The sequence below is a fragment of the Streptomyces sp. NPDC025618 genome (assembly GCF_055558795.1).
Genome location: NZ_JBVHLW010000007.1, coordinates 168,310 through 194,237, shown reverse-complemented (window position 1 = coordinate 194,237; position 25,928 = coordinate 168,310). Strand labels below are relative to the sequence as shown.

The 25,928-nt window shown below is 71.8% G+C and carries 24 protein-coding genes; 14 read left to right on the top strand and 10 right to left on the bottom strand.

Annotation, left to right across the window (positions count from 1 at the left end):
* The first annotated feature begins 50 nt into the window (after positions 1-50).
* From ACZ4A5_RS10005 to ACZ4A5_RS09990, 4 genes are read left to right on the top strand one after another with little or no spacing between them, the layout of a single operon-like run.
* On the top strand, positions 51-1,622 hold the full coding sequence (locus tag ACZ4A5_RS10005; protein ID WP_467580626.1) for a GMC family oxidoreductase: 1,572 nt from the start codon (positions 51-53) through the stop codon (positions 1,620-1,622).
* Complete coding sequence (locus ACZ4A5_RS10000) at positions 1,619-2,677, top strand: quaternary amine ABC transporter ATP-binding protein (RefSeq protein WP_467580623.1); 1,059 nt, start codon at positions 1,619-1,621, stop codon at positions 2,675-2,677. The genes ACZ4A5_RS10005 and ACZ4A5_RS10000 overlap by 4 nt, the downstream gene beginning before the upstream one ends.
* Before the next feature lie 40 nt (positions 2,678-2,717).
* Positions 2,718-4,766: an ABC transporter permease gene (locus tag ACZ4A5_RS09995; RefSeq protein ID WP_467580620.1), complete on the top strand. Its 2,049-nt coding sequence runs from the start codon at positions 2,718-2,720 to the stop codon at positions 4,764-4,766.
* A complete protein-coding gene (locus ACZ4A5_RS09990) occupies positions 4,753-5,721 on the top strand; it encodes an ABC transporter substrate-binding protein (RefSeq protein WP_467580617.1) in 969 nt (322 codons plus the stop codon). The genes ACZ4A5_RS09995 and ACZ4A5_RS09990 overlap by 14 nt, the downstream gene beginning before the upstream one ends.
* Positions 5,722-5,784: 63 nt before the next feature.
* Here the strand turns inward: ACZ4A5_RS09990 and ACZ4A5_RS09985 are convergent, their stop codons facing one another.
* Positions 5,785-6,261 (bottom strand): carboxymuconolactone decarboxylase family protein, encoded by a 477-nt coding sequence (locus tag ACZ4A5_RS09985; protein ID WP_467580615.1) that lies wholly within the window; start codon positions 6,259-6,261, stop codon positions 5,785-5,787.
* A gap of 47 nt (positions 6,262-6,308) precedes the next feature.
* Here ACZ4A5_RS09985 and pdxR point away from each other — a divergent pair, with 47 nt between their 5' ends.
* Positions 6,309-7,724: a MocR-like pyridoxine biosynthesis transcription factor PdxR gene (pdxR, locus tag ACZ4A5_RS09980; protein ID WP_467580612.1), complete on the top strand. Its 1,416-nt coding sequence runs from the start codon at positions 6,309-6,311 to the stop codon at positions 7,722-7,724.
* Between the two features lie 273 nt (positions 7,725-7,997).
* On the opposite strand, the gene ACZ4A5_RS09975 is transcribed toward pdxR, so the two are convergent.
* A complete protein-coding gene (locus ACZ4A5_RS09975; protein ID WP_467580724.1) occupies positions 7,998-8,819 on the bottom strand; it encodes a hypothetical protein in 822 nt (273 codons plus the stop codon).
* A gap of 121 nt (positions 8,820-8,940) precedes the next feature.
* Here ACZ4A5_RS09975 and ACZ4A5_RS09970 point away from each other — a divergent pair, with 121 nt between their 5' ends.
* The 3 genes from ACZ4A5_RS09970 to ACZ4A5_RS09960 are packed head-to-tail and all read left to right on the top strand — an operon-like array spanning position 8,941 to position 10,678.
* Positions 8,941-9,258 (top strand): hypothetical protein, encoded by a 318-nt coding sequence (locus ACZ4A5_RS09970; protein WP_467580610.1) that lies wholly within the window; start codon positions 8,941-8,943, stop codon positions 9,256-9,258.
* Between the two features lie 6 nt (positions 9,259-9,264).
* Complete coding sequence (locus ACZ4A5_RS09965; protein ID WP_467580607.1) at positions 9,265-10,449, top strand: glutathionylspermidine synthase family protein; 1,185 nt, start codon at positions 9,265-9,267, stop codon at positions 10,447-10,449.
* A 55-nt stretch (positions 10,450-10,504) separates the two neighbouring features.
* Positions 10,505-10,678 carry a hypothetical protein gene (locus ACZ4A5_RS09960; protein WP_467580604.1) on the top strand — a complete coding sequence of 58 codons (174 nt, stop codon included), beginning with the start codon at positions 10,505-10,507 and terminating at the stop codon, positions 10,676-10,678.
* Between the two features lie 259 nt (positions 10,679-10,937).
* Here the strand turns inward: ACZ4A5_RS09960 and rocD are convergent, their stop codons facing one another.
* On the bottom strand, positions 10,938-12,146 hold the full coding sequence (gene rocD / locus ACZ4A5_RS09955) for an ornithine--oxo-acid transaminase (protein ID WP_467580602.1): 1,209 nt from the start codon (positions 12,144-12,146) through the stop codon (positions 10,938-10,940).
* 100 nt (positions 12,147-12,246) lie between these two features.
* Here rocD and trpS point away from each other — a divergent pair, with 100 nt between their 5' ends.
* The 3 genes from trpS to ACZ4A5_RS09940 all read left to right on the top strand — a co-directional run bounded on the left by trpS (position 12,247) and on the right by ACZ4A5_RS09940 (position 14,918).
* A complete protein-coding gene (gene trpS / locus ACZ4A5_RS09950; protein ID WP_467580600.1) occupies positions 12,247-13,260 on the top strand; it encodes a tryptophan--tRNA ligase in 1,014 nt (337 codons plus the stop codon).
* Positions 13,261-13,442: 182 nt separating this feature from the next.
* The gene (locus ACZ4A5_RS09945; protein WP_467580597.1) at positions 13,443-14,027 is read left to right on the top strand and encodes a 2'-5' RNA ligase family protein; all 585 of its coding nucleotides are present in this window, start codon (positions 13,443-13,445) and stop codon (positions 14,025-14,027) included.
* Between the two features lie 45 nt (positions 14,028-14,072).
* Positions 14,073-14,918: a YihY/virulence factor BrkB family protein gene (locus tag ACZ4A5_RS09940; protein WP_467580595.1), complete on the top strand. Its 846-nt coding sequence runs from the start codon at positions 14,073-14,075 to the stop codon at positions 14,916-14,918.
* 301 nt (positions 14,919-15,219) lie between these two features.
* Here ACZ4A5_RS09940 and ACZ4A5_RS09935 read toward each other — a convergent pair whose 3' ends face one another.
* Complete coding sequence (locus ACZ4A5_RS09935; protein ID WP_467580592.1) at positions 15,220-16,461, bottom strand: D-alanyl-D-alanine carboxypeptidase family protein; 1,242 nt, start codon at positions 16,459-16,461, stop codon at positions 15,220-15,222.
* Positions 16,462-16,573: 112 nt separating this feature from the next.
* Here ACZ4A5_RS09935 and ACZ4A5_RS09930 point away from each other — a divergent pair, with 112 nt between their 5' ends.
* Positions 16,574-16,861 carry an SCO4848 family membrane protein gene (locus ACZ4A5_RS09930; protein WP_467580589.1) on the top strand — a complete coding sequence of 96 codons (288 nt, stop codon included), beginning with the start codon at positions 16,574-16,576 and terminating at the stop codon, positions 16,859-16,861.
* Between the two features lie 114 nt (positions 16,862-16,975).
* Positions 16,976-18,538, top strand: coding sequence for an ABC transporter substrate-binding protein (locus ACZ4A5_RS09925; RefSeq protein ID WP_467580586.1), 1,563 nt, complete (start codon positions 16,976-16,978; stop codon positions 18,536-18,538).
* 21 nt (positions 18,539-18,559) lie between these two features.
* Here the strand turns inward: ACZ4A5_RS09925 and ACZ4A5_RS09920 are convergent, their stop codons facing one another.
* The 6 genes from ACZ4A5_RS09920 to ACZ4A5_RS09895 form a co-directional block, all read right to left on the bottom strand.
* Positions 18,560-19,345 (bottom strand): alpha/beta fold hydrolase, encoded by a 786-nt coding sequence (locus ACZ4A5_RS09920; protein WP_467580583.1) that lies wholly within the window; start codon positions 19,343-19,345, stop codon positions 18,560-18,562.
* 113 nt (positions 19,346-19,458) lie between these two features.
* A complete protein-coding gene (locus ACZ4A5_RS09915) occupies positions 19,459-20,217 on the bottom strand; it encodes a succinate dehydrogenase iron-sulfur subunit (RefSeq protein WP_467580580.1) in 759 nt (252 codons plus the stop codon).
* Complete coding sequence (gene sdhA, locus ACZ4A5_RS09910) at positions 20,217-21,971, bottom strand: succinate dehydrogenase flavoprotein subunit (RefSeq protein ID WP_467580577.1); 1,755 nt, start codon at positions 21,969-21,971, stop codon at positions 20,217-20,219. The genes ACZ4A5_RS09915 and sdhA overlap by 1 nt, the downstream gene beginning before the upstream one ends.
* 20 nt (positions 21,972-21,991) lie before the next feature.
* Positions 21,992-22,462 (bottom strand): succinate dehydrogenase hydrophobic membrane anchor subunit, encoded by a 471-nt coding sequence (locus tag ACZ4A5_RS09905; protein WP_361533683.1) that lies wholly within the window; start codon positions 22,460-22,462, stop codon positions 21,992-21,994.
* Positions 22,463-22,468: 6 nt separating this feature from the next.
* Entirely contained in the window at positions 22,469-22,849 is a 381-nt protein-coding gene (gene sdhC, locus ACZ4A5_RS09900) for a succinate dehydrogenase, cytochrome b556 subunit (protein ID WP_398868029.1), read from the bottom strand.
* Between the two features lie 228 nt (positions 22,850-23,077).
* Positions 23,078-23,620, bottom strand: coding sequence for a 2-oxo-4-hydroxy-4-carboxy-5-ureidoimidazoline decarboxylase (locus ACZ4A5_RS09895; RefSeq protein ID WP_467580721.1), 543 nt, complete (start codon positions 23,618-23,620; stop codon positions 23,078-23,080).
* Between the two features lie 347 nt (positions 23,621-23,967).
* Between ACZ4A5_RS09895 and ACZ4A5_RS09890 the strand changes: the two genes are divergently transcribed.
* On the top strand, positions 23,968-25,581 hold the full coding sequence (locus ACZ4A5_RS09890) for a beta-N-acetylhexosaminidase (protein ID WP_467580572.1): 1,614 nt from the start codon (positions 23,968-23,970) through the stop codon (positions 25,579-25,581).
* The last annotated feature ends 347 nt before the right edge of the window (positions 25,582-25,928 follow it).

Here is a 25,928-nt window from a genome sequence, read left to right as displayed (position 1 = left end):
TGACGAAACGCCACGCGAAGAACCTTCCCTGCCCTCCGAGGAGTACCCCCATGCCCCCCGCTGTCGAAGAGACCCGCGCGAAGATCACCGCTGACTACGTCGTCGTCGGTGGCGGCACCGCCGGATCGGTGATCGCCTCCCGGCTCGCCGAGGACCCCGGCACGTCCGTCGTCGTCATCGAAGGCGGCCCGACCGACATCGACCGCCCCGACGTGCTCACGCTGCGCCGCTGGCTCGGTCTCCTCGGCGGCGACCTGGACTACGACTACCCGACGACCGAGCAGCCGCGCGGCAACTCCCACATCCGGCACAGCCGGGCGAAGGTCCTGGGCGGCTGCTCCTCGCACAACACCCTGATCTCCTTCAAGCCGCTGCCCGGCGACTGGGACGAGTGGGTGGCCGCGGGCGCGGAGGGCTGGGACGCTGCGTCCATGGAGCCGTACTTCGCCCGGCTGCGGAACAACATCGTGGCCGTGGACGAGAAGGACCGGAACGCCATCGCCCGCGACTTCGTGGAGGCCGCGCAGGCCGCCGTCGGGGTGCCGCGCGTGGAGGGCTTCAACAAGAAGCCCTTCCACGAGGGCGTCGGCTTCTTCGACCTCGCGTACCACCCGGAGAACAACAAGCGCTCCTCCGCGTCCGTCGCCTATCTCCACCCGCACATCGAGGCCGGTGACCGCCCCAACCTCCGCATCCTGCTGGAGACCTGGGCGTACAAGCTCGAACTGGAGGGCACCCGCGCCACCGGCGTGCACGTGCGCACCAAGGACGGCGAGGAGATCTTCGTCGAGGCCGGCCGCGAGGTGCTGCTGTGCGCCGGGGCCGTCGACACCCCGCGCCTGCTGATGCACTCGGGCATAGGCCCCAAGGCCGACCTGGACGCGCTGGGCATACCCGCCGTCCACGACCTGCCGGGCGTCGGCGAGAACCTCCTCGACCACCCCGAGTCGGTGATCGTCTGGGAGACCGACGGGCCGATCCCCGACAACTCGGCGATGGACTCCGACGCGGGGCTCTTCGTGCGCCGGGACCCCGAATCCCCGGGCCCCGACCTGATGTTCCACTTCTACCAGATCCCCTTCACCGACAACCCCGAGCGCCTGGGCTACGAGAAGCCCGAGCACGGCGTGTCGATGACGCCCAACATCCCCAAGCCGCGCAGCCGCGGCCGGCTCTACCTCACCAGCGCCGACCCGGCCGTCAAGCCCGCCCTCGACTTCCGCTACTTCACGGACGAGGAGGACTACGACGGCCGCACCCTGGTCGACGGCATCAAGATCGCCCGGGAGATAGCCAGGACCGAGCCGCTGGCGGGCTGGCTCAAGCGCGAGGTCTGCCCCGGCCCGGAGATCACCTCCGACGAGGAGATCAGCGAGTACGCGCGGAAGGTCGCGCACACCGTCTACCACCCCGCCGGCACCTGCCGGATGGGTGCCGCCGACGACCCGCAGGCGGTCGTCGACCCCGAGCTGCGGATCCGCGGCCTGGAGGGCGTCCGGATCGCCGACGCCTCCGTCTTCCCGACCATGCCCGCCGTGAACCCGATGATCGGCGTCCTGATGGTGGGGGAGAAGTGCGCGGAGCTGCTTGTCTCCGATACCGACAGGGGCGATGCCCGATGAACGGCGGCAGTGGCACAACCGACGCGCCCGTCTTCTCCGTCCGCAACCTCTGGAAGGTCTTCGGGCCCAAGGCCGAGCGCGTGCCGGGCGGCCCGCTGGCCGACCTCTCGCCCGAGGACCTGCGCGCGCAGGCGAACTGCACCGTCGCCGTCCGCGACGTGTCCTTCGACGTCCGCCAGGGCGAGGTCTTCGTCGTCATGGGCCTCTCCGGCTCCGGCAAGTCCACGCTGGTGCGCTGCCTGACCCGGCTCATCGAGCCGACGTCCGGCACCATCGCCATCGACGGCGAGGACGTGTGCGGCATGGACAGCGGCGCCCTGCGCGAACTGCGCCGGCACCGCGCCGCGATGGTCTTCCAGCACTTCGGCCTGCTCCCGCACCGCACCGTCCTCGACAACGTCGCGTACGGCCTGGAGATCCAGGGCGTCGGCCGGGCCGAACGCCGGGCCAAGGCCGGGGAGATGGTGGAGAAGGTCGGCCTCGCCGGGCTGGAGGGGCGCCGCCCCACCCAGCTCTCCGGCGGTCAGCAGCAGCGCGTCGGGCTCGCCCGCGCGCTCGCCGCGGACCCCGAAGTGCTCCTGTTCGACGAGCCGTTCAGCGCGCTCGACCCGCTGATCCGGCGGGACATGCAGGAGGAGGTCGTCCGCCTGCACCGCGACGAGGGCCGCACGATGGTCTTCATCACCCACGACCTGTCCGAGGCGCTGCGCGTCGGCGACCGGATCGCGCTGATGCGCGGCGGGCGCGTCGTGCAGTGCGGCACCCCGGAGGAGATCGTCGGCTCCCCGGCGGACGACTACGTACGGGACTTCGTCCGCGACGTCCCCCGCGAGCAGGTCCTCACCGTCCGCCGCGCCATGCGCCCCGCCCGCGCGGGCGAGGCCGACTCGGGCGCCGCGCTCACCCCCGCGACGACCGTCGCCGACGCGATCGAGGCGGTGGCCCGCACGGGCGCCCCCGCGCGCGTCGTCGAGGGCGGCCGCTGCCTGGGGGTGGTCGACAGCCAGGCCCTCCTCGGCGTGGTGGCGGGCCTGGACCGGAAGGCGGCCGCGTGAACGCACTCACCACCCATCGGATGACCGGAAGGGGCCGCGCATGAGCACCACCGTCTCCCCTCCCGCGTCCGCCCGTCCGGCCGCGCCCGCCGCCGACGCCGCGGGCGCCAAGCCCGCCGCGCGCCCGCAGCCCGTGGCCGCCGAGCCCACAGGCCGCGCGTCCGCCGTCCGGCAGGCCCTGCGCGAGCGGCCCGCCGCGCGCAAGCTGCTCGTGCTCGCCGTCGCCGCCGCCGTGCTCGTGCCGTTCGCCGCCGCCCTCTGGGGCAGCGGCGGCTGGCCGCACGCGCTGACCGTCGACCTGAGCGGGCCGCTCGGCCGCGCCAACGACTGGATCATCGACAACCGCGACAGCCACTGGCTGTTCCTGTACTTCTTCGGCTACATCAGCGGCGGCATCATCGACGCCGTCCACGCCGTCTACACCGTGCTCCTCGCCCTCGGCTGGGCCGGCGTCACCGCCGGTGCCACGCTGCTCGCCTGGCGGGTCGCGGGCGTACGGGTGGCCGTCACCACCGTCGTGTCGTTCGCCGTGTGCGGGCTGCTCGGCATGTGGGTGCCCACGATGCGCACGCTCGCGCTGATGATCGTCGCCGTCGCCGCGTCCGTCGCGGTGGGCGCGCTGCTGGGCCTCGCGGGCGGTCTCTCGGACCGTGCGTTCCGCGCCATGCGCCCCGTCCTCGACACCATGCAGGCGCTGCCCGCGTTCGCCTACCTGATGCCCGTCGTGCTGATCTTCGGCATCGGTGTGGCACCGGCCGTCCTCGCGACCGTCGTCTACGCGGCCCCGCCGATGGCCCGCCTCACGGCCCTGGGCCTGCGCTCGACCGACCAGGGCGTCATGGAGGCCGTGGAGTCCCTCGGCGCGACCGGCCGGCAGCGGCTGCTGACCGCACGCCTGCCGCTGGCCCGCCGCGAACTCCTGCTGGGCGTCAACCAGACCATCATGATGGCCCTGTCCATGGCCGTGATCGCGTCCGTCATCGGCGCGGACGGCCTCGGCGACCGCGTCTACCAGGCCCTGTCGACCGTCGACGTCGGCAGCGCGCTGGCCGCGGGCATCCCCATCGTGCTGCTCGCGATCGTCATGGACCGCACCACGGCCGCCGCGGGCGCCGAAGGCCGCGCCCCCGGCACGCGCATCGGCGGCCGCACGGCCTGGCTGATCGCCGCGGCCGGCACCGCCGCCGTCGCCCTCGGCGGCCGGGCGCTCTCCGCGCTCAACTGGCCCGACAGCTGGAACGTCGCCATCGCCGGTCCCGTCAACGACGCCAAGGACTGGATGGTCGACCACCTCTACTCCGGCCTGCCCGGCGTCGGCGGCACCGCCGACTGGGCCGCGCACTACACCGGCTGGATCCTCGACCCGCTGCGCGACGGCCTCCAGGCCCTCCCCTGGTGGGGCGCGCTGCTGCTGGTCGCCGCGCTCGCCTGGCTGATCGGCACCTGGCGCACCGCGCTGACCGCCGTGCTCGCGCTGGCCGCGATCGGCGTGCTCGGCCGCTGGGAGATCTCCCTGGACACGCTCTCCCAGGTGCTGGCGGCCGTCGCCGTCACGCTCGTCCTCGGCTTCGCGATCGCCGTGCCCGCCGCGCGCAGCGCCCGGGTGGAGCGGCTGCTGCGCCCGGTCCTCGACGTGTGCCAGACGATGCCGCAGTTCGTCTATCTGATCCCCGTCGTCGCCCTCTTCGGCGTCGGCCGGGCCCCGGCCGCGGCGGCCGCGATCGTCTACGCGCTGCCCGCCGTCGTCCGCATCACCAGCCAGGGTCTGCGGCAGGTCAACCCCGGCGCGCTGGAGTCCGCGCGCTCGCTGGGCGCGACCAGCGGGCAGCAGCTGCGCCAGGTGCAGTTCCCGCTGGCCCGCCCGCAGTTGCTGCTGGCCGTCAACCAGGCGGTCGTGCTGGTGCTGTCCGTCGTCATCATCGGCGGCCTCGTCGGCGGCGGCGCGCTCGGCTACGACGTCGTCTTCGGCCTCGCCCAGGGCGACCTGGCCACCGGCCTCGTCGCGGGCGCGGCGATCGTCTGCATGGGCCTGATGCTCGACCGGGTCACGCAGCCGACGAAGAAGGGAGGCTCCCGTGAAGGCGCGTAAGTGGATCGTGGCGGCGGGCGCGCTCGGCCTGCTGGCCGCCACCGGCTGCGGTGCGGCCGACATGACCAAGCAGTCCTCGCCGTACGCCAACGCCCAGGGCACGAAGTCCATCACGCTGTCCGTGCAGTCGTGGGTGGGCGCGCGGGCCAACGCGGCCGTCGCCAAGTACCTGCTGGAGCACGAACTCGGCTACCGCGTCGACACCGTGCAGGTGGACGAGGTGCCCGCCTGGGACGCGCTCAGCCAGGGCCGCGTCGACGCGATCCTGGAGGACTGGGGCCACCCGGACCAGGAGAAGCGGTACGTCGAGGACAAGAAGACGATCGCGCCCGGCGGCGACCTCGGCGTCACCGGGCACATCGGCTGGTTCGTCCCCAAGTACTTCGCCGACGCCCACCCGGACGTCCTGGACTGGAAGAACCTCAACAAGTACGCGTCCCAGCTGCGCACTCCCGAGAGCGGCGGCAAGGGCCAACTGCTCGACGGCTCCCCGTCGTACGTCACCAACGACAAGGCGCTGGTGAAGAACCTCGGCCTGGACTACCAGGTGGTCTTCGCCGGCTCCGAGGCCGCGCAGATCACCCAGATCAAGCAGTTCGCCAAGGACAGGAAGCCCTTCCTCACCTACTGGTACGAGCCGCAGTGGCTCTTCAACGAGGTGCCGATGGTGGAGGTGAAGCTCCCCGAGCACACCACCGCCTGCGCGGACAAGGGCACGGCGGATCCCTCCACCGTCGACTGCGCGTACCCGACGTCGTCGCTGAAGAAGTTCCTCAACGCCGACTTCACCCGCAAGGGCGGCAAGGCGGCCCGCTTCCTGAAGAACTTCAACTGGACCAAGCAGGACCAGAACGAAGTGGCCCAGATGATCGCGGAGGAGAAGCTCTCCGCCGACGACGCGGCCAAGCGGTGGGTCAAGGAGCACCCGGACGTCTGGAAGCGGTGGCTCCCCTAGCGGACGCCGTGGACGCGGCCCCCGCCGGCCGGCCGGGACGGACCCCCGTGCCGTCCCGGTCCGTCAGCTGGGGTCGTACGCGCCCGGCGCCAGCCGGGTCGTCACGGCGATGCGGTTCCACGAGTTGATCGTGATGATCGCCGAGATCAGGTGCGCGAGCTCCTGCTCGGGGAAGTGGCGCGCGGCGCGCTCGTAGACCTCGTCCGGCACGAAGCCGTCCGTCAGGACGGTGACGGCCTCGGTGAGGGCGAGGGCCGCGCGCTCCTTCTCGGTGTAGAAGCCGTGCGCCTCCTCCCACGCGGGCAGGAGGTGGATCCGCTCCTCCGTCTCGCCCGCCTTGCGCGCGTCCTTCGTGTGCATGTCCAGGCAGAACGCGCAGTGGTTCAGCTGCGAGGCGCGGATCTGGACGAGCTCGACGAGGGACGGCTCCAGGCCCTTCGTGGCGGCCTTGTGCAGGGCGATCATCGCCTTCTGCACCTCGGGGGCGAGCTGGTGGAGGAACATCCGGGGGCTGTGGTCGTGCGTGTTCTCGTTCGTCATGCCTGCGACATTACGGCGCGGGCAGCCCACAGGTATGGTCCATTCCCGTGGAGAGAACGTGGGCCATTTCCGGCGACGGCGCGGGCGCCGACCTGCACCTCGACCTCACCGGCCCCGGCGGCGTACGGGCCTCGCTGATCCGGGCCCTGCGCGACGCCGTCCGTACGGGCAGGCTCGCCCCCGGCACCCGCCTGCCCGCCTCCCGCACGCTCGCGGCGGACCTCGGCCTGGCCCGCAACACCGTCGCCGACGCCTACGGCGAGCTCGTCGCCGAGGGCTGGCTCACCGCCCGGCAGGGCTCCGGCACCCGGGTGGCACCGCGCGCGGAACCCGGTGCCCCCGAGCGCAGGTCACCCGTGCCCCGGACGCGCCCGCGACCTCTCTACGACCTGCGCGGCGGCACCGCCGACGTCTCCGCCTTCCCGCGCACCGCGTGGCTGAGCGCCGCCCGGCGCGCGCTCGCGGCGGCGCCCGCCGAGGCGTTCGGCCACGTCGACGAGCGCGGCCGCGTCGAGCTGCGGACCGCCCTCGCGGACTATCTCTCGCGGGCGCGCGGCGTGCGCGCCGACCCGGAGCGGATCGTCGTCTGCGCCGGCTTCACCCAGGGCCTGGCCCTGCTGAGCCGGGTGCTGCGCGAGCGCGGGACGCGCGAGCTGGGCGTCGAGGCGTACGGGCTCTGGTTCCACCACGACGCGCTCGACCGGCACGGGCTCCGCACGACCGCGCTGACCGTCGACGAATCCGGCGCCCGCGTCGAGGAGCTGGCCGGCCACGAGGACCTGCGGGCCGTCCTCCTCACCCCCGCCCACCAGTTCCCCACCGGCGTGCCCCTGCACCCCGACCGGCGCGCGGCCGTCGTCGACTGGGCGGTGCGCACCGGCGGACTGATCCTGGAGGACGACTACGACGGCGAGTTCCGCTACGACCGCCACCCCGTCGGCTGCCTCCAGGGGCTGCGCCCCGAGAACGTCGTCTACTTCGGCACCGCCAGCAAGTCCCTCGCCCCCGGGCTGCGGCTGGCCTGGATGGTCCTCCCCGAACACCTCGTCGGCGACGTCGTCGCGCTCAAGCGCGCGGGGGAGTGGAGCTCGGGCGCCCTCGACCAGCTCACTCTCGCCGAGCTCATCACCAGCGGCGCGTACGACCGCCACGTCCGCGCGATGCGGCTGCGCTACCGGCGCCGGCGCGACCAGCTGGTGTCCGCGCTCGCCGCGCACGCTCCCCATATCCGGGTCACCGGGATCGCGGCGGGGCTGCACGCGGTCCTCTCCCTGCCGGAGGGCACGGAACAGGACACGGTGCGGGCCGCGGCCTGGGAGGGTCTCGCCCTTGAGGGCCTCTCACGCTTCCGCCGGGGGGCTTCGGCAGGTCCGGACGGCTTGGTGGTGGGGTACGCGACGCCGCCGGCGCATGGGTTCGAGGGGGCGTTGGCTGCTTTGCTGCGGGTTTTGCCGGCGGGGTAGGGGGCGGGGTGGTGGTGCCTTGCGGTGCCGGGGGTGACATCGGGTTGTATTTCAGCCCGTCCGGCGTTTGAGGACAACGCGCGAAGCGTGTTGCGGGGTCTGGGGCGCAGCCCCAGTTCCGGGTCGCGCGACGTTGCGGGGGTCTGGGGGCTTGCCCCCCCCCACGCGGCGGAGCCGCACATCAGATGCAGCCGGGAAGGGGCGGGTAGGGGAAAAGCCCGCCGCAGGGGCCGACCGGCCCGCACCCGGAAAAGCCCGCCGCAGGCGGAAGGATCAATCACCCCCCACCTCCCCGAACCGCGCCAGCGTCAACGCCCCCAGCACCGCCAGCGAAAACCCCGCCACAGCGAGCGGTTCGAGACCGGCCCGCGTCCGGTCCCCCAGCCACGCCACCCCCACCAGAGCCGGCCCGAGCGTCTCCCCGATCACCATGCCCGCCGTGGCCGCCGTCACAGAACCCCGCTGCAGCGCGGAGGTCAGCAGCAGGAACGCCGCACCCCCGCCCAGCAGCAACGCGTAGACCGCCGGATTCGTGAGCACACCCCGCACCGAGAAGTCGTCGACGAGGCGGACGGCCACCTCCACGACGCCGAAGCCGATGCCCGCGCCCAGGCCGAGCGCCGCCGCCCGTGCCCGGCCCGGCAGGCGGCCGGCCGCGGCGCCCAGGCCCAGGACGGCGGCCGCGACGGCGAGGGTGCCCACGCGCAGCGCCGTGGAGCCCGTACGGTGCCCCTCCGCGCCCGAGGCGAGGCCGAGCATCGCCAGCCCGCCGCACACCACGCACACCGCGGCCCACTCCACGCCGCTGAGCCGTACGCCGAGCACCCGGGAGGCCACCACCGCCGTCACCGCGAGGCTCGCGGCGAGGGCGGCGCCCACGGCGTAGATCGGCAGGGAACGCAGCGCGACCAGCTCCAGCAGGAAGCCCAGGCCGTCGAGGGCGAGTCCGGCCAGATAGCGCCACTGCCGCAGCACCCGCAGCAGCAGCACCGGGTCCACGCCCGAGCCGCTGCCGGGCGCGGAGGCCCGGGCGGCGACGGCCTGGAGGACGGACGCGGTGCCGAAGCAGACCGCCGAACCGAGCGCGCAGAGCATCCCAAGAAGCACGCCCCGAACTGTAGGCCGCCCGGCGGCCGGCCACACGTCTTCCCCCTTTAGGGTGAACGCTTCAGCGGGAACCCGCTGCACGGAACGCATTCTGACGGGGGTCGGAAACATGGCGGAGAAAGCGCGCAGGCGCCTGCGCTCGTCCACGGTCGTACTCGGCAGCATGGGCGCCCTCGCGGCGGCCCTCACCTCCTGCGGCTCCGAGCCGGACAAGCGCTGCGTGGACCCGAAGAGTTACGACGTGGCCAAGGGCGGCTACCGCGTCCTCGACCGGAAGGCGTGCTCGGACAAGAGCACCGGCCACCCGGCGGGGACCTGGTACTACAACAGCGGCAAGTCCGGCACCTACACCGGCGGCGGCACGTTCGACAAGAGCAGCGCCGTGCACCGCGGCGGCTTCGGCTGCTCCGGTTCGAGCGGCGGCTGACCGGCCGTGCGCCGCCACCGCACCACCCCCCGCCCCGGCTGGCAGACCACCGTCGAGGAACAGGGCGTCGTCTATCCCCTCACCCGGCACCCGGACGGCTCGCTGCGCCCGTACTGGGACGAGAGCGCGTACTACTCCTTCTCGCTCGCCGAGGTCGAGGCGCTGGAAGCCGTCGTGGCGGAGCTGCACGAGATGTGCCTGGCCGCGGCCGCGCACATCGTCGACCGCGACCGCTTCGCCGACCTCGGCATCACCGACGCCCGGCTCGCCGGCCTGGTCGCCGAGTCCTGGCGGCGGCGGGACGAACTCCCGTCCGTCTACGGGCGGTTCGACCTGCGCTACGACGGGCGAGGCCCGGCCACGATGCTGGAGTACAACGCCGACACGCCCACCTCGCTCGTGGAGGCGGCGAGCGCCCAGTGGTTCTGGATGGAGGACCGCTTCCCCGACGGCGATCAGTGGAACTCCCTCCACGAGCGCCTCGTCGACGCCTGGCGGCGCCAGGCGGACCTGCTGCCGCCCGGCGCCCCGCTGCACTTCGCGCACTCCGTCGGCGACGAGATCGGAGAGGACCTCATGACCGTCGCCTATCTGCGCGAGACCGCCGCACAGGCCGGGATCGACACCCGGGCGATCTCCATGGAGGACATCGGCTGGGACCCGCTCTCCGGCCGCTTCGTCGACGAGCGGTACGCCTTCATCCGCGCCTGCTTCAAGCTCTACCCCTGGGAGTGGCTGGCCACCGACCGCTTCGGCGGGCACGCCCTGGACACCCTCGACAACGGCGGCGGTACGGGCTCCACCCTGTGGATCGAACCGGCCTGGAAGATGCTCCTCTCCAACAAGGCGCTGCTCGCCGTCCTGTGGGAGCTCTTCCCCGGCCACCCGAACCTGCTGCCCGCCTACCTCGACGGCCCCCGCGAGCTCGCCGCCGCGCGCGGCTACGTGGCCAAGCCTCTCCTGGGGCGCGAGGGCGCGGGCGTCACCGTCCACCCACCGGGCGCCGCCCCACCCGCCCCCGGCGAACCGTGCTGCTTCCAGGAGCTGGCACCCCTGCCCGACTTCGACGGCAACCACGTCGTCCTCGGCGCCTGGACCGTCGACGGCGAGCCCGCCGGCCTGGGCATCCGCGAGTCGGCCGGCCTGGTCACGGACGGCTACGCGCGCTTCCTGCCGCACGTCATCCGCTGACGAGATGCGGGTGATCGGGGCCTGTGTCAGCCTGGCCGCGAGAGGAGTGAGCGCGATGGCCGGTGGAGACAAGTCCCGGGACAAGGCGGCGCGGAAGAAGGACCAGACGAAGTCCAAGGCGGCCCAGGAGCGGGAGAAGGCGGACGATCGCGAGCGCCGCAGGACGGTGGACGCGGAGGCCGAGGAATGGAAGGCACGGGAGATCTTCGACCGGAACTTCGACGCGTAGCGGGTGGCGGTTTCCTGTCCTCAATCTCCCCCAGCTACCTCCCCCAGACTCCGTCCGGGGGTGCCCCCAGAGGTGCCCCCAACGGGCTGGATTGTGCGGACCGTAGTCGGCACTTTCAGCCCGTCCGGCGTTTGAGGACAACGCGGCGAAGCCGTGTTGCGGGGTCTGGGGCGCAGCCCCGGTCGGGAAGGGGCGGGACAGGGGAACAAGCCCGCCGCAGGCGCCACCGACCCGCACCCGGAAGCCGCGCCGCGCGCCGCTAAACCGCCAGAACCCCCCGCAACCGCTCCAGCCCCCAGTCCAGATCCTCCTTGCTGATCACGAGCGGCGGAGCGATCCGGATCGTCGACCCATGCGTGTCCTTGACCAGAACCCCCCGCTCCATCAGCCGCTCGGAGATCTGCCGCCCCGTGCCCACCGAAGGGGCGATGTCGACGCCGGCCCACAGCCCACGGCCCCGTACGGCCTCCACCGCGCCGCCGCCCACCAGCAGGCCGAGCTCGTGGTGGAGGTGATCGCCGAGCTCCGTCGCGCGCTGCTGGAACTCGCCGGACCGCAGCATGGCCACGACCTCCAGCGCCACCGCGCACGCCAGCGGGTTGCCGCCGAAGGTCGAGCCGTGCTCGCCGGGCCGGAAGACGCCCAGCACCTCGCGGGAGGCCACCACGGCGGACACCGGCACGACCCCGCCGCCGAGCGCCTTGCCCAGGACGTACATGTCGGGCACCACGTCCTCGTGGTCGCAGGCGAAGGTCCGGCCCGTGCGGCCGAGACCCGACTGGATCTCGTCCGCGATGAACAGCACCCCGCGCTCGGCCGTCAGCCGCCGCACGCCCGGCAGATAGCCGGGGGGCGGCACCAGCACCCCGGCCTCGCCCTGGATGGGCTCCAGCAGCACGGCCACGGTGTTCTCGTCGACGGCCGCGTCCAGCGCGGCGAGGTCGCCGTACGGCACGATCTCGAAGCCGGGGGTGTACGGGCCGTAGTCGGCGCGGGCCTCCTCGTCCGTGGAGAAGCTGATGATCGTCGTCGTGCGGCCGTGGAAGTTGTTCCCGGCCACGACGATCTTCGCCCGCCCGTCCGGCACGCCCTTGACGCGGTAGCCCCACTTGCGCGCGGTCTTCACGGCTGTCTCGACCGCCTCGGCGCCGGTGTTCATCGGCAGCACCATGTCCTTGCCGCACAGCGCGGCCAGTTCGGCGCAGAAGTCGGCGAAGCGGTCGTGGTGGAAGGCGCGCGAGGTGAGCGTCACCCGATCGAGCTGCGCCTTGGCCGCGTTGATCAGTCTGCGGTTGCCGTGGCCGAAGTTGAGGGCCGAGTAGCCGGCGAGCATGTCGAGGAAGCGCCGCCCCTCGACATCGGTCATCCACGCGCCCTCCGCATAGGCCACGACGACCGGCAACGGGTGGTAGTTGTGCGCGCTGTGGGCTTCGGCGGCTGCGATGCTGCGTTCCGTGGATGTCACCATGTGCTCCGTTCCGCTGTGCGGGGCAGGCTGCTGTGGCTTTTCTACACCCCCGTCCGCACCGCGGGGCCGAGTCCGGTTGCGCACCTGAGAGAATGTGCTCATGGCCCTCGATCGTCCGCGCGCTCTCTCCGGTATCCAGCCCACCGCAGGCTCGTTCCACCTCGGGAACTACCTCGGTGCCGTCCGGCAGTACGTGGCGCTGCAAGAGACCCACGACGCCTATTACATGGTCGTCGACCTGCACGCGATCACCGTGCCGCAGGACCCCAAGGAGCTGCGCGCCAACACCCGCACCGCGGCCGCCCAGCTGCTGGCCGCCGGGCTCGACCCCGAGCGCTGCACGCTCTTCGTGCAGAGCCACGTGCCCGAGCACGCCCAGCTGGGCTGGCTGATGAACTGCATCACGGGCTTCGGCGAGGCGTCGCGGATGACGCAGTTCAAGGACAAGTCGGCGAAGCAGGGCGCGAGCCAGACCACGGTGGGCCTGTTCACCTACCCCATCCTCCAGGTCGCGGACATCCTGCTCTACCAGGCGAACGCGGTTCCGGTGGGGGAGGACCAGCGTCAGCACATCGAGCTCACGCGTGACCTCGCCGAGCGCTTCAACGCCCGTTTCGGTGACACCTTCACCATGCCCTCGCCGCACATCGTCCGCGAGACGGCGAAGATCTACGACCTCCAGGACCCGACCGCCAAGATGAGCAAGTCGGCGTCCACCGCCAAGGGCCTGATCAACCTGCTCGACGAGCCCAAGGTCTCCGCGAAGAAGATCAAGAGCGCGGTCACCGACACCGACACGGTGATCCGCTTCGACGCCGAGAACAAGCCGGGCGTCAGCAATCTGCTGACCATCTACGCCACGCTCACCGGCACGGGAATCCCGGAACTTGAGCAGAAGTACGAGGGCAAGGGCTACGGTGCGCTCAAGACCGACCTCGCCGAGGTCATGGTGGAGTGGGTGACCCCCTTCCGCGCCCGTACGCAGGAATATCTGGACGACCCCGAGACGCTGGACGCGATTCTGGCCAAGGGCGCCGAGAAGGCCCGCACGGTCGCCGCCGAGACCCTGGCGCAGGCGTACGACAGGATGGGCTTCCTGCCCGCGAAGCACTGAGCGAACGACTGAGCACGGCGAGTACGCAGCAGGCATCGACCGAGCGCCGGGCGAACCGGTGGCGGCCGGACGCGCGCCCGGGACCACGGGTCCCGGGCGCGGACCAGGGGACCTGGCACCGGGGGCGGCCCAGCCGTCACACTGGCCACGGGGACACGCAGGCGCACAGGAGGGAGAACGCAATGGGGACCGTAACGCTCGGCGTTTCGATCGCGGTCCCGGAGCCGTCCGGCAGCTTCCTCCAGAAGCGCCGCGAGGGCTTCGGGGACCCGCACGCGCACGGCATCCCCACGCACGTGACCCTGCTGCCGCCCACCGAGGCCGACGCCTCGGCCCTGCCCGTGATCGAGCAGCACCTCGCCGAGGTCGCGGCCCTCGGCCGCCCCTTCCGGATGCGCCTGTCCGGCACCGGCACCTTCCGCCCCCTCTCGCCCGTGGTCTACGTCAACGTGGTGGAGGGCTCCTCCTCCTGCGCGTGGCTCCAGAAGCGCATCCGCGACAGCTCCGGGCCGGTGGCCCGCGAGCTCCAGTTCCCGTACCACCCGCACGTGACCATCGCCCACGGCATCGCCGAGGAGGCGATGGACCGGGCGTACGCGGAGCTGGCGGACTTCGAGGCCGCCTGGACGGTCACCGGCTTCGCGCTGTACGAGCAGGGTGACGACGCGGTGTGGCGCCTGGAGCGCGAGTATCCCTTCGGGGCGCCGGTGGAGAGCGCCGTCCCCACCCAGTCGAACGCGGCCTTCCCCCCGGCCCCGTCCCGCTGAGTCCCGGAGGGTTCGCGGGGCCCGTACGTGGCAATGTGTGGGTCCATGCAATGGCTGACCCGGCTGCCCTGGATCGGGCCTCTGATCGCCCGCCTCATGCGCACGCACGCATGGCGTTCCTACGAGACCCTCGACCGAGTGAAGTGGACCCGGCTGGCCGCCGCGATCACCTTCACCAGCTTCCTCGCGCTCTTCCCGCTGCTCACCGTCGGCGCCGCCGTCGGCGCGGCCGTGCTCAGCAAACAGCAGATGCAGGACCTGGAGCACAAGCTCGCCGCGCAGGTGCCCGGGATCTCCGGCCAGCTCGACCTCAGCGGCCTCGTCGACAACGCCGGCACGGTCGGCGTCCTCGCGGGCGCCGCGCTGTTCTTCACCGGCCTCGGCTGGGTCGGCTCCCTGCGGGAGTGCCTGCGCGCGGTGTGGGAGTGCGAGGAGAGCCCCGGCAACCCCGTCCTGCTGCGGCTGAAGGACGGCGGCGTCCTGCTGGGGCTCGGCGGGGTCGCCCTGGTGTCGCTGGGCTGCTCCGCGTTCGCCTCGGCAGCGGTGGGCTGGGTGGTCCACCGCGCCGGCCTCCAGGGCGTCGGCGGGCTGCTCACGGCGCTGGGCTTCTGCATCGCCGTCCTCGCGGACTACGTCCTGCTGCTCTACGTCCTGACCCGCCTCCCCGGCGTCCACCCCACCCGGCACCGCCTGCTGGTGGGGGCCCTGATCGGCGCGGTCGGCTTCGAGCTGCTGAAGCTGCTGCTCAGCGGCTATCTCCAGCATGTGGCGGCGAAGAGCATGTACGGCGCGTTCGGCACGCCGATCGCTCTGCTGCTGTGGATCAACTTCACGGCGAAGCTTCTGCTTTTCTGCGCGGCGTGGACCGCGACGCCGTCGCGGAAGGCGTGATCGGCTGCGGGTTCCGTCGCCGCCTGCGGCGGAGAGCGCCCTGCGGCCGGGTCCTCAAACGCCGGACGGGCTGAACATCCAGCCCGTTGGGGGCACCTCTGGGGGCACCCCCGGACGGAGTCTGGGGGAGGTGGCTGGGGGAGTTTGAGGACAACGCGCGAAGCGTGTTGCTGGGGGGCTGGGGGCTTGCCCCCCCACGCGGCGGAGCCGCACATCAGATGCGGCGGGAGGGGGCGGGGCTGGGGAAAAAGCCCGCCGCAGGCCCCCGCACTCGGCAACGCACCCGCACCCCCCCACCCCGCTACCCCTTACGCCGCACAAGATCCGGCAGCGGATGCCGCCGGTGGACCATGAAGCCCGCGACCGCGAGGATCACGAGGACGGCCCCGGTGATGCCCATCGCCGTCCACATGCCCCCACCCGACCCGGCGACAGAAGCCTGCGTCCGGTCGGCGGACGGCTGCGCGCGGTCGCCGGACTTGCCCGCCGAGGACTTCGGCGCCACGAGCGTGCCGACGGGCTTGACGTGCCCGGCCGCCTCGAAGCCCCAGTCGAGGAGCTTCGCGGTCTCGGTGTAGACCTCGTACTGCTCGCTCTTCTCCGGGTTCATGACGGTCACCAGCAGCTTGCGGCCGTCGTGCTGGGCGACGCCGGTGAAGGTGTTGCCCGCGTTCGTGGTGGAGCCGTTCTTCACCCCGGCCATGCCCTTGTACGCGGGCACACCCTGTCCGGTGAGGAGCCGGTTGGTGTTGACGATCGTGGACGACGTCCGCTTCTCGCCCTTCTTCTCCTCGTCCGGGAACTGCGCGGTCACCGTCGAGCAGTATTCGCGGAAGTCCGCCTTCTGCAGCCCGGAGCGGGCGAAGAGCGTCAGGTCGTACGCGCTGGAGACCTGCCCCTCCTCGTCGTAGCCGTCGGGGCTGACGACGTGGGTGTCGTTCGCCTGGAGCTCGTCCGCGTGGGCCTGCATGTCCTTGACGGTCTGCGGGACGCCGCCGTTCATCGTGGACAGCACCCGCACCGCGTCGTTGCCGGAGCGCAGGAAGACGCCGAGCCACAGGTCGTGGACGGTGTAGGAGGAGCCCTCGCGGACGCCGACGGCGCTGCTGCCCGCGCCCATGCCCTCCAGATCGGCGGGCACCACCTTGTGCACCTTGTCGCGGGGGAGCTTCGGCAGCACCGTGTCGGCGAAGAGCATCTTGAGGGTGGAGGCCGGGGGCAGCCGCCAGTGCGCGTTGTTCGCGGCGAGGATCTCGCCGGACTCGGCGTCGGCGACCAGCCAGGAGCGGCCGCTGAGGCCCTGCGGCAGCTGCGGCGCGCCCGGGCCCAGCTGCACCTGGGGTCCGGGCCTGCCGAGCAGTTCGCCGCCCACCGTGGACATCCGGGCGGGCGGGGTCTTGGGAGCGCCCTTGCCGTCGGCCGGGTTGTCGGCGGCGGCGGGAGCGGCGGTCATCAGCGGGAGGAGCAACGAGGCGGCCGCCGCGAGGGCGGGGCGGTAGCGGCGCGTCGCGGCGTACCGCGGGGGGAGTGATGTCGTCGGCACGTCCGTGAACGTACCCCGACGCCCGTGGCCTGTGGATGGTGCCTCACCGGTGCGGGTGCCGCCCTGGGACCCGATAGGGGGATTCGAGACGGCCGAACGCATACTGAAACCCATGCAGAGTTCTTCCGGAGAGACCACCGGCGCCTCTCCCGCCCCCGCCGTCCTCTCCCGTCGCGTGTCCTGGTTCCTGCTCGCCTTCGGCGCGTGGTCGTGGGTCATCTGGATCACCTTTGCGAAGAATCTGTGGAAGGACGGCAGCGGGCTCGCCTTCGACGACTCGGGTGACCCGACCCCGTACTTCTGGGTCCATCTCCTGCTCGCGATCACCTCGTTTCTTCTGGGGACGGCCGTGGGGATCGTCGGGTTGCGCGGCGTGCGGGCGTTGCGGCGCACCTCATAGCGGGAGGTTTCCGGCCACCTCCGCCGGTCGGCGCCGATCGCTTGGCCGATTCCCGGGACGTACGGGCGCTCGTGTGTTTGGGTGATGCGCATCACGGGCGGAGGGGGCGCGAGGATGCGTGCGGGCCGGTTACGGACGGGTGCGGCGGCGGCCGCGGGAGCGGTGCTGCTGACGGTGGGGGCGGCCGGCTGCGGGCTGGGGTCACCGGGTGAGGCGGACCGGGGGCCGATCACCGTCGGCACGACGGACACGGTCACCGCGCTGGACCCGGCGGGCGCCTACGACGTGGGCTCCTGGGCGCTGTTCGGCAATCTCTACCAGTCGCTGCTGACCTTCACCCCCGGCTCCAGCACCCCGTTACCGGACGCGGCGAGCCGCTGCGGCTTCCAGGGCCGCGGCCTGATGACGTACGCGTGCACCCTGCGCGAGGGACTGAAGTTCGGCAACGGGCACGACCTCACGGCGAAGGACGTGAAGTTCTCCTTCGACCGGATCCGGCGCATCCACTCCGCCCAGGGCCCCGCGCCGCTGCTGTCCACGCTGGACGCGGTGGAGACGGCCGGCCAGACGGTCACCTTCCACCTGAAGGCGCCGGACGCCACCTTCCCCTTCAAGATCGCCACGGGCGCCGGGTCGATCGTGGACTCCTCGCTCTATCCCGCGGACGCGCTGCGGCCGGGCGACGAGGCCGACGGCTCGGGCCCGTACGTCCTCAAGGGCTACCGGCCGGGCGAGCGCGCCGAGCTGAAGCCCGCCAAGCACTACGAGGGCGCGGTCAAGCCCAAGGGGAACGCCGTGACCGTCCGCTATTTCGCGGGCCCCGACAAGCTGAGCGAGGCGTGGAAGCGGCACGGCATCGACGTCGCGGGCCGTCAGCTCCCCCCGGCGGACATCGCCCGGCAGTCCCCCTCGGATGCCGGCTCGAAGCTGATGGAGTCCACGGGCTCGGTGGCCCGCTCGCTCGTTTTCAACCTGCGGGACGGCTCGCCGATGCGGCAGGTGGCGGTGCGCAGGGCGATCGCGGCGGTCGTCGACCGGCAGGCCCTCGCGCGCGACGTCCACCTGCGCACCGTCGAGCCGCTGTACGCGCTCGTCCCGCAGGGCCTCACCGGCCACACCACGTCCTTCTTCGACGCCTATCCGACGCCGGACCCGGAGAAGGCCAGGACCCTGCTGCGCCAGGCGGGCATCGCCACACCCGTGCGCTTCGGCCTCGCCTATGCGCAGGGTGCCGCCACCGACCAGGAGGCGGCCCTGCTGAAGAGGCAACTACAGGCCACCGGCCTGTTCGAGGTCACCACCCGGCGCGTGCCGTGGGCGGAGTTCCTGGCGGGTTACGCCCGCGGCGCCTACGACACGTACTGCGTCAGCTGGCTCGCCGACTTCCCCGACCCGGACACCTTCACCACCTCCGTCGTCGGCAAGGACTCCGCCCTGCACTCCGGCTACTCCAACCCCCGTGTGGAGCAGCTCATCCGCGCCACCCAGCAGGAGGAGCAGCGCATCCGCACGGCCGACGACTTCCGGGCCATCCAGAAGATCATCGCGGAGGACGTGCCGCTGGTGCCGCTGTGGCAGAAGAAGGAGTACGTGCTGGGCGACGCGGACATCTCCGGCACGGAATACCTCTCGGACGGCACGGGCACCTGGCGCCTGTGGCAGCTGGGCCGGATGTGAGCGCCGCCGCCTGACGGGCGATCAGAGCCCGTGACGCGCAAGGAAGTCCAGGATCAGCTTCGACCACTGGTCGGGGCGTTCGGCCATGACTATGTGGCCGGTGTCGACCTCGGCGTACTCCGCGCCCGGGATGGCCTCCGCGAGGAGCCGGGAGTTCTCGGGGGAGACCAGGGTGTCCTGCAGGGTGGCGATGACGAGGGTGGGCACGGAGATGCCCGCGAGGTCGGCCGTGGTGTCCGTCGTCTGCACCACGGCCGCCTGCTCGGCGGCGCCGGCCGGGACGCCCTTGGCCAGCAGGCTGTAGAACGCCGGGAGCTGCTCCTCGGGCATCGCGTTGAAGAACCCCCCGCTGAAGCCGCTCAGCGCGGTGAACCGCGCGAAGCTCTCCAGGTCGCCGTCCTCCAGCAGCTTCTGCCACAGGTCCAGGGAGGCCAGCACGCGGTTGTCGGCCTTGGCCAGGCCCGCCGTCAGCACCAGCCCCCGCACCCGCTCGGGATGGCGAGCCGCGATCCGTACGGAGACCATGGTGCCCATCGAGTAACCGACCAGGGTGAAGGTGTCGAGGCCCGCGGCGTCGGCCTGGGCGACGAGCGCGTCGGCCAGCAGGTCGGCCGTCAGCGCGTCCGCGCGCGGCGTGGCGCCGGAGCCGGGGTAGTCGGGCGCCACCACGGTGTGGTGCGCGGCGAGGGAGGGGATCAGCGTCGTGAAGTTCCCCGCGACGCTGCCGCCCGCGCCGTGCGCGAGCAGCACACCGGGGCCGGAGCCGCGGACGGCCGTGGAGAGGGATATCGGAAGCTGCTGTGTCATGCCGTCGAGCGTGTCATGTGACACGGTGTCAAGGTCAAGCGATCTTGGGGCCGGATACGTGCCAGGCCCCGCTCCCTGGTGGGAGCGGGGCCTGGCACGTCGTGCGACCGGGATCAGTAGCGGCGCGTGATCAGAGCGCGCTTGACTTCCTGGATCGCCTTGGTGACCTCGATGCCACGGGGGCACGCGTCGGTGCAGTTGAACGTCGTGCGGCAGCGCCACACGCCGTCCTTGTCGTTCAGGATCTCCAGCCGCTGCTCGCCGGCCTCGTCACGCGAGTCGAAGATGAAGCGGTGGGCGTTGACGATGGCCGCCGGGCCGAAGTACTGCCCGTCGTTCCAGAACACCGGGCAGGACGACGTGCACGCGGCGCACAGGATGCACTTGGTGGTGTCGTCGAACCGCTCGCGGTCCTCGGCCGTCTGCAGGCGCTCACGCGTCGGCTCGTTCCCCTTGGTGATGAGGAACGGCATGACGTCGCGGTACGCCTGGAAGAACGGCTCCATGTCGACCACGAGGTCCTTCAGGACCGTGAGGCCCTTGATGGGCTCGACCGTGATCGGCTTGCTCGGGTTGAGGTCCTTGATCAGCGTCTTGCACGCCAGGCGGTTCTTGCCGTTGATCCGCATCGCGTCGGAGCCGCAGATGCCGTGCGCGCAGGAACGCCGGAACGTCAGCGAGCCGTCCAGCTCCCACTTGATCTTGTGGAGGCCGTCGAGGACCCGCTCCTTGGGGTCGATCTCCAGCTGGAAGTCCTGCCAGCTCGCCTCGGCCGAGACCTCCGGGTTGAACCGGCGGACCCGGAAGGTGACCGTGATGAGGTGCGAGGCGGTGGAGTCCGCCTCGAGCTTGTCCAGGGTCGGGGTTGCCATCAGTACTTACGCTCCATCGGCTGGTAGCGGGTCTGCACTACCGGCTTGTAGTCGAGGCGGATCGAGTCCTTGCCGTCCTTGCCGACCTCGCGGTACGCCATGGTGTGGCGCATGAAGTTGACGTCGTCGCGGTTCGGGAAGTCCTCGCGGTAGTGACCACCGCGGGACTCCTTGCGCGCCAGCGCGGACACGGCCATCACCTCGGCCAGGTCGAGCAGGTTGCCCAGCTCGATGGCCTCCAGGAGGTCGGTGTTGAAGCGCTTGCCCTTGTCCTGGATGGACACGTTCTTGTAGCGCTCGCGCAGCTCGGCGATCTTTTCGACGGCCGTCTTGATGGTCTGCTCGGTGCGGAAGACCATGACGTTGGCGTCCATGGTCTCCTGGAGCTCCTTGCGGATCTCGGAGACCCGCTCACCACCCGTGGAGCTGCGCAGCCGCTCGACCTGGTCGACGACGAGCTGGGCCGGGTCCTCCGGCAGCTCGACGAAGTCGGCCTTGGCGGAGTACTCCGCGGCCGCGATGCCGGCCCGCTTGCCGAAGACGTTGATGTCCAGCAGCGAGTTGGTGCCCAGGCGGTTGGCGCCGTGCACGGACACGCAGGCGACCTCGCCGGCGGCGTACAGACCCGGCACGACGGTGTCGTTGTCGGCCAGCACCTCACCCGCGACGTTGGTCGGGATGCCGCCCATGGCGTAGTGCGCGGTGGGCTGGATCGGGATCGGGTCCGTGTAGGGCTCGATGCCGAGGTAGGTCCGCGCGAACTCCGTGATGTCCGGGAGCTTGGCGTCCAGCTGCTCCGGCGGCAGGTGGGTGAGGTCGAGGTAGACGTGGTCGCCCTCGGGACCGCAGCCACGGCCCTCGCGGATCTCCGTGTAGATGGAGCGCGAGACGACGTCACGCGAGGCGAGGTCCTTCATGACGGGCGCGTACTTCTCCATGAAGCGCTCACCGTCCTTGTTGCGGAGGATGCCGCCCTCGCCGCGGGCGCCCTCGGTGAGGAGGATGCCCATGCGCCAGATGCCCGTCGGGTGGAACTGGAAGAACTCCATGTCCTCCAGCGGCAGGCCGCGGCGGTAGCAGGCCGCCTGGCCGTCACCCGTGAGGGTGTGCGCGTTGGAGGTCACCTTGAAGAACTTGCCGGTGCCGCCGGAGGCGTAGATGACCGACTTGGCCTGGAAGACGTGGATCTCGCCGGTGGCGAGCTCGTAGGCCACCACACCGGCCGACTTCTTGACGCCGTCGACCTCGGTGATCAGCTGGTCCAGGACGTAGAACTCGTTGAAGAACTCCACGCCCTCCTTGACGCAGTTCTGGTACAGCGTCTGGAGGATCATGTGGCCGGTGCGGTCCGCGGCGTAGCAGGACCGGCGGACCGGGGCCTCACCGTGGTTGCGGCTGTGACCGCCGAAGCGGCGCTGGTCGATGGTGCCGTCCGGGGTGCGGTTGAACGGCAGGCCCATCTTCTCCAGGTCGAGGACGGAGTCGATGGCCTCCTTCGCCAGGATCTCGGCGGCGTCCTGGTCGACCAGGTAGTCGCCACCCTTGATGGTGTCGAAGGTGTGCCACTCCCAGTTGTCCTCCTCGACGTTCGCGAGGGCGGCGGCCATGCCGCCCTGCGCGGCGCCGGTGTGGGAGCGGGTGGGGTAGAGCTTCGTCAGCACCGCGGTGCGGCTGCGCTTGGTCGACTCGATGGCCGCGCGCATGCCGGCGCCACCCGCGCCGACGATGACGGTGTCGTACTTGTGGATCTTCATGGTCGCGTCAGCCCCGGGCTCTAGCGGATGTTCGGGTCGAAGGTGAAGATCACCAGCGTGCCCAGCAGGACGGTGAACACCGTGGCGGCGTACAGCAGGTTCTTCAGCCAGAAGCGGGTCGTGGGCCGCTCCGCGTAGTCGTTGATGACCGTGCGCAGGCCGTTGGCGCCGTGCAGCATCGCCAGCCACAGCATGACCAGGTCCCATGCCTGCCAGAACGGCGAGGCCCAGCGGCCGGCCACGAAGGCGAAGCCGACCTTGGACACGCCGCCGTCGAGCACCAGCTGAATCAGCAGGTGACCGAGGACCAGCACGACCAGGACGATGCCGGACAGCCGCATGAACAGCCAGCCGTACATCTCGAAGTTGGTGCGGGTCGACTTCGGCGTCTTCTTGGTGCGCTTGCGGGGCGGCTCGATGACCGGAGCCGGGTGGTCCACGTCGTAGAGCGACACGGAGTCGTTCACAGCGGGGGTGGTGTCAGCGGACATTACGCGTCAGCTCCCGAACAGCGTGCGCAGCGTGTGCTGGAGCACGGGGTAGAAAGCGCCGGCCATGAGCACGACCCAGATCAGGACCACGGACCAGAGCATCTGCTTCTGGTAGCGCGCGCCCTTGGACCAGAAGTCCACGGCGATGACGCGCAGACCATTGAGGGCGTGGAAGAGGATGGCGGCGACGAGGCCGTACTCCATCACATTGACGACGGGCGTCTTGTACGTCGCGACGACATCGTCGTACGCCTCGGGAGAGACGCGAACGAGAGCGGTGTCGAGGACGTGCACGAACAGGAAGAAGAAAATGAGGACGCCGGTGACTCGATGAGCCACCCATGACCACATGCCTTCCCGGCCGCGGTACAGCGTTCCAGCCGGCACGGAAAACCCTCCGGGAGCGGGGATCGGGGCCTGCCGGCTTCACTGTCAGCGGGCCCGGCCGGGTACGGTCCACCGGCCCTGGCCATCGTAGCGACGCCTTGTCGGTTCTTTCGCCCGGGGTCGTCGGGTGTGGTCAATCACGCACGTACGGCCCAGTCCGGGGCCCGAAAGGGCCGTTCGGGGGCGTCTGGTGTGCCGGACAGACCCCGGTTCCATGATCTTTAGGCGTTATGTCCCGTGGTGCTGCGGGGTGCCGTGGCTCCGGGTGCACGGGATGTCGGGGGCGAGCCGGATCAGCCGGCCGCGGGCGAGGCGGGCGAGCTCGACGGCGGTCGTGGCGGCCTCCTCCGCGACGGAGCCCTCCAGCCGGGAGCGGAGCGCGGCGAGGGCGCGGCCCTGGGCCTCGGCGGGCCGGCAGCCGTCCAGGCACAGCACGAAGACATGGCCGAACCGGTGCTCATAGGCGGCCTGGCCGCGCGCCAGGGCGGCCAGCGCGGCGGAGCCGGCGGATATGCCGGGCCCCGCGCGCCGGACCAGCGCGGCATACGGGCCCCGCTCGTCGGCGAGGGCCTCGGCGAGGTCGGCAGGGGTGAGGGTGTGGGCGGCCCGGTCGGCGGCCCGCAGCAGGGCGGCCAGATCGGGGTACGGGCGTCCCGCCACCAGCTGCCGGGCCCACCGGCGGCTGCCGCAGCAGGCGAGGAGGGCGGCTTCGGCGGCGCCGGGCACCGCGGAGTTGAGGCGGTCGAGGCCATGGCGGGCGGGACCGTGCAGCGTGGGCTCCTCGGGAGTGCGGACCGTGGACGTACGAATCCGTGCACAGGGGGCGAGGGGCGGTGCACAGGGCCGTACGGGCGATGCGGGGCCGTGCGGGGCGAACCGGGCGTGGCGCGCGGTTCCGTCATGCGGTCGTGATGGGGTTGTGATGCGGGGACGCGTGAGAACTCCACGGTCCGGCGTGCACACTGGGCCGCCACCGTAGCGATGGTTATCGGCCACTGTCCGACGGATGCGCGAATTTCCTTCGTACGGGCCTTCCTGGGCGCGTGGTGGACGGCCGCGGCGGGCACAGTCGGATTACGGTCGCCTCATATTTGCCCTAAATAGGAGGCTTTGCTCCCATGGGTCCACCCTTCAGAATCACCCGGGCGAGCCTGGCGCGGGGCACCGTCGCCGGGGCGGCGCTCATCGCGACCATGACGATCATGGGCTGCCCCCGCGACGGCGCCGGCCACCCCTCACGGGACGACTCCCGCTCCGCGCAGGCATCCCCCTCCGCCTCTTCGGCCCACCCGCCCGGCCAGGCCCCCGTGGTGCAGGGCACCCCGCGCACCGTGCCCGCGCTGCGCTCCACGACGCCCGCCGCCGGGCCCGGCTGGCGCCCCGCCCCCGGCGCCCGCGTCGTCACCGACCCGGCCGGCCCCCTCGCCGACGAGGCCCGCCGCCTGGCCGACGAGCTCAAGCTGGGCACCGCCCCCGCCCCCGCCCACCCCGGCGACATCGAGCTCGCGCTGCGCCCCGGCCAGGGCGGCGGCCCCGAGGCGTACGAACTGACCACCCGGGACCACAGGGTCCTGATCACCTCCGAGGGTGAAGCGGGCGTGTTCTACGGCACGCGCACCGTCCTGCAGGCCGTGCGCTCCGGCGGCGGACTCCCCGACGGCGTCGTGCACGACGCCCCCGACCGCGCGCAGCGCGGGCTCAACCTCGACACCGCGCGCAAGCACTTCACCGCCGCCTGGATCGAGGACCGGCTGCGCGAGATGGCCGACCTCAAGCTCAACCAGCTCGCCCTGCACTTCTCCGACGACCAGGGCTTCCGCATCGAGAGCGACACCCACCCCGAGATCGTCTCCCCGGACCACCTCACCAAGGACGAGGTCCGCCGCATCCTCGCCCTCGCCGACTCCCTGCACATCACCGTTGTCCCCGAGCTCGACTCGCCCGGACACCTCGGCGCCGTCATCAACGCCCACCCGGACCTCCAGCTCCGCGACGCCACGGGCACGGCCCTGCGCGGCGCCGTCGACATCGCGAACCCCGACGCCGCCGACATCGTCGACGACCTGCTGCGCGAGTACGCGCCGCTCTTCCCCGGCCCCTACTTCCACCTCGGCGCCGACGAGTACCGCGCGCTGACGTACAAGGACCCGCAGTCCTCCTTCCCGCGCCTCGCCGACCTGGCCCGCCGCCGCTACGGCCCCCAGGCCCGCGTCCAGGACCTCGCCACCGGCTGGCTCAACGACCGCGCGGCCGTGCTGCACACCCTCGGCAAGAAGCCCAAGGCGTGGAACGACGGCTTCTTCGCCGGCGGCGTCATCAGCGCCGACAAGGACATCGAGGTCGAATACTGGACCGGCAAGGAACTCGGCGCGCGCGACCCGCAGGAATACCTGAACGAGGGACGCACGGTCGTCAATCTCAACGACGAGTACCTCTATTACGTACTCGGCCAGCCGAACCAGTTCACCTACCCCACCGGGCAGCGCATCTACGAGGAGTGGTCGCCCTCCGTGCTGCGCGGCACGAAGCCGGTGGAAGGGGGCGCCACCGCCACCCGCGTGCCCGGTGGCCGGCTCGCCGTCTGGTGCGATCACGCTGACGCGCAGTCGCCGCAACAGGTGGCGGACGGCATCCATCTGCCGCTGGCCGCTCTCGCCCAGCGCCTGTGGGATGCGGGGCGGCCGTCGGTGCCGTGGTCCGACTTCGTGTCTTTGGCGCGGCGGGTGCGGTGAGGGGTGGCGTTGTTGTCGGGTGCGGGTTGTTTGTGGTTTGGGTGGGGTGGCCTCAAGCGCCGGCCGGGCTTTGGTTGTGGGGGGACCTGGAACGCGGTGCGGACTCAGCCCGTCCGGCGTTTGAGGACGCGGCCGCGGGCCGCTCCCGCCGCAGGCGGCAACGGACCGGTAGCCGGGGGTCTGGGGCACGCGCGCCAGTTCGGGAAGGGGTGGGGCTGGGGAAAAAGCGCCGCAGGCCAACGGACCCGCAGTCGGGGGGGCGGGGCAGCGCCCCCACGCGGCGGAGCCGCACATCAGATGCAGCCGGGAAGGGGCGGGGCTGGGGAAGAAGCCCGCCGCAGGCGAAA

Bases quoted from the DNA above. Each gene is read 5' to 3' on its own strand.
- ACZ4A5_RS09930 (WP_467580589.1), top strand. From the start codon at position 16,574: ATGCAGAGTTCTTCCGGAGAGACCACCGGCGCCTCTCCCGCCCCCGCC.
- ACZ4A5_RS09915 (WP_467580580.1), bottom strand. From the start codon at position 20,217: ATGGCAACCCCGACCCTGGACAAGCTCGAGGCGGACTCCACCGCCTCG.
- ACZ4A5_RS09905 (WP_361533683.1), bottom strand. From the start codon at position 22,462: ATGTCCGCTGACACCACCCCCGCTGTGAACGACTCCGTGTCGCTCTAC.
- ACZ4A5_RS09920 (WP_467580583.1), bottom strand. From the start codon at position 19,345: ATGACACAGCAGCTTCCGATATCCCTCTCCACGGCCGTCCGCGGCTCC.
- ACZ4A5_RS10005 (WP_467580626.1), top strand. From the start codon at position 51: ATGCCCCCCGCTGTCGAAGAGACCCGCGCGAAGATCACCGCTGACTAC.
- trpS (WP_467580600.1), top strand. From the start codon at position 12,247: ATGGCCCTCGATCGTCCGCGCGCTCTCTCCGGTATCCAGCCCACCGCA.
- ACZ4A5_RS09940 (WP_467580595.1), top strand. From the start codon at position 14,073: ATGCAATGGCTGACCCGGCTGCCCTGGATCGGGCCTCTGATCGCCCGC.
- ACZ4A5_RS09925 (WP_467580586.1), top strand. From the start codon at position 16,976: ATGCGTGCGGGCCGGTTACGGACGGGTGCGGCGGCGGCCGCGGGAGCG.
- rocD (WP_467580602.1), bottom strand. From the start codon at position 12,146: ATGGTGACATCCACGGAACGCAGCATCGCAGCCGCCGAAGCCCACAGC.
- ACZ4A5_RS09975 (WP_467580724.1), bottom strand. From the start codon at position 8,819: ATGCTCTGCGCGCTCGGTTCGGCGGTCTGCTTCGGCACCGCGTCCGTC.
- ACZ4A5_RS09890 (WP_467580572.1), top strand. From the start codon at position 23,968: ATGGGTCCACCCTTCAGAATCACCCGGGCGAGCCTGGCGCGGGGCACC.
- ACZ4A5_RS09945 (WP_467580597.1), top strand. From the start codon at position 13,443: ATGGGGACCGTAACGCTCGGCGTTTCGATCGCGGTCCCGGAGCCGTCC.
- ACZ4A5_RS09985 (WP_467580615.1), bottom strand. From the start codon at position 6,261: ATGACGAACGAGAACACGCACGACCACAGCCCCCGGATGTTCCTCCAC.
- ACZ4A5_RS09970 (WP_467580610.1), top strand. From the start codon at position 8,941: ATGGCGGAGAAAGCGCGCAGGCGCCTGCGCTCGTCCACGGTCGTACTC.
- ACZ4A5_RS09995 (WP_467580620.1), top strand. From the start codon at position 2,718: ATGAGCACCACCGTCTCCCCTCCCGCGTCCGCCCGTCCGGCCGCGCCC.
- ACZ4A5_RS10000 (WP_467580623.1), top strand. From the start codon at position 1,619: ATGAACGGCGGCAGTGGCACAACCGACGCGCCCGTCTTCTCCGTCCGC.
- sdhA (WP_467580577.1), bottom strand. From the start codon at position 21,971: ATGAAGATCCACAAGTACGACACCGTCATCGTCGGCGCGGGTGGCGCC.
- ACZ4A5_RS09960 (WP_467580604.1), top strand. From the start codon at position 10,505: ATGGCCGGTGGAGACAAGTCCCGGGACAAGGCGGCGCGGAAGAAGGAC.